General features: G+C 33.8%; 3 protein-coding genes. All 3 read right to left on the reverse strand.

Translation table 11 applies throughout. The annotated features are described in order from the left end of the window. Positions 1–102 precede the first annotated feature (102 nt). Complete coding sequence (locus ACEN2I_RS19905) at positions 103–339, reverse strand: hypothetical protein (RefSeq protein WP_441767822.1); 237 nt, start codon at positions 337–339, stop codon at positions 103–105. 68 nt (positions 340–407) lie between these two features. Next, positions 408–719: a hypothetical protein gene (locus tag ACEN2I_RS19910; protein ID WP_441767823.1), complete on the reverse strand. Its 312-nt coding sequence runs from the start codon at positions 717–719 to the stop codon at positions 408–410. A 179-nt stretch (positions 720–898) separates the two neighbouring features. Further along, entirely contained in the window at positions 899–1,528 is a 630-nt protein-coding gene (locus ACEN2I_RS19915) for a hypothetical protein (protein WP_441767824.1), read from the reverse strand. Between the last annotated feature and the right edge of the window lie 122 nt (positions 1,529–1,650).

Genomic DNA, 1,650 nt, shown 5'->3' on the forward strand with positions numbered 1-1,650 from the left:
TGCGGAATCTCAGCGGTTCCGTTCAACACGGGCTTCATTGTTCGTGCTACGCACGCAACGAATCCCTTAGCTGTTATAGGGTGTTTTATTTGTTCATTCATGTTATTTCAAGTTTGATAAGTCTAGTCCAACAGATGCAACATAAATTTCGTCAAAGTCTGCAGAGTCCGTTACACCAATCCCTCCCTCTGGTTTTAATTCAGTGTTGTCTTCAAGTAGGATTCGGAAATTGAAATCCTCCACGTTAGAAACTCCTTTTCTATCAAAATGCTGTTGAATAGCGAACCTATATTTGCTGTAATTGTCATTTGCGATTAAATTACCACCTATTCCACCCATACTTTCATCTATGATTGAAAAAACAACTATTCCAATCTCTTCGTTGTCTATGTACAAAAACCCTTTCATTAGTCTTTCCCTTCAATGGTAATATCCAGGAATTCACTTCCAATATTTAATCCAAGCATTAAATCAATCTCTTCACTGTCACTTGATACAATAATTAGTTTGTATTTATTTTCCTCACTTGAAAGCTCAACTTCTTCTACTGCTTTAATTCTAACAGTCATTGAAAGTGATTTGTTAAAAGGCACATTTATAAACCATTTTTCCTGAATTGTTCCTTCTTTCAACTGTCCTATAAGATAAAATTCATCTCTATTTCTAATCGCAAAGCTATCAATTACCTCAAATTGTCCTTGTCTTATCTTTGTGTTCATTATTGGTTGTCTTAAAATGCCCTATAACGTTTTGGGGCTTTGCGTTCGGGCGGGATTTCGAAGCACAAAAGTTGATATTATTACTAAGGTTCAATTGAAAAACTGCTGTTGAGTTTTACACTTCAGCCCGCCTGACGCAAACCCTTGTTGGCTGTTCGTTGTTTTTTTCTGTCTAATTGTTACCAAAATTTCCACCAAGGTTTTTCTTGTTCGGTTTGGTTCTTGTTGTCTGTTCCATTTTGATTTTCAGTTTTCTTGTCGGTTGAAACTGGCTTTATATTGTCAGATTGGTAAAACAATTCTCCTTTGTCCGACATACCAATTGGAAATTCAGTTCTTTGTTTCCATTCTTCTGTTTGAAGTTCAGGAATTGGGTCTGCATTTATTTTGTTGTCAAAACTCTCTCTTGCTTTTTTAGTTATGTCTTCTTCAATATTTGAAGTCGCACTTGCAAAAAAATCAATTGCAGTTTCTGGGATTTCTAAAAGAAAAATTTGAGTTTTATTTCCAATTTTGTAAATGTCCAAAACCTTGAAAAATGCATTTGATTTTAAAACTATATGTCCAAATTTTTCTGAATTAGGATTAAATGCTGAAAGGTCTTTTCCATTTGCAGAAGCAATTAAATAGCGAAAATTTGTTGCAAGTCCACCACCTTTAAAAGTCATATCAGTAAATCCTCGTTCTGTTAAAATTTGTCCTACTTGATATTTTGAAATCAAATTTTCTGAAAGTGTTGTATCTCTGTAAAAAAGTGTCAAACCTGCAAAAGTTTGATTGTAGATTTCTTCTATTTGCTTATTGTCCATTTTTGTTGTTATGTTTCTGTTTTACGGTGTCGTTTTACAATGACAGCCAACGTCAGTCTGTGAAAAAACTTCCGTTTTTGTTTTAAACAAATATAGAAAAGTATTGTTTAAAAACAGGATTT

The sequence above is a fragment of the Flavobacterium sp. W22_SRS_FK3 genome (genome assembly GCF_052113665.1).
Taxonomy (GTDB): Bacteria; Bacteroidota; Bacteroidia; order Flavobacteriales; family Flavobacteriaceae; genus Flavobacterium.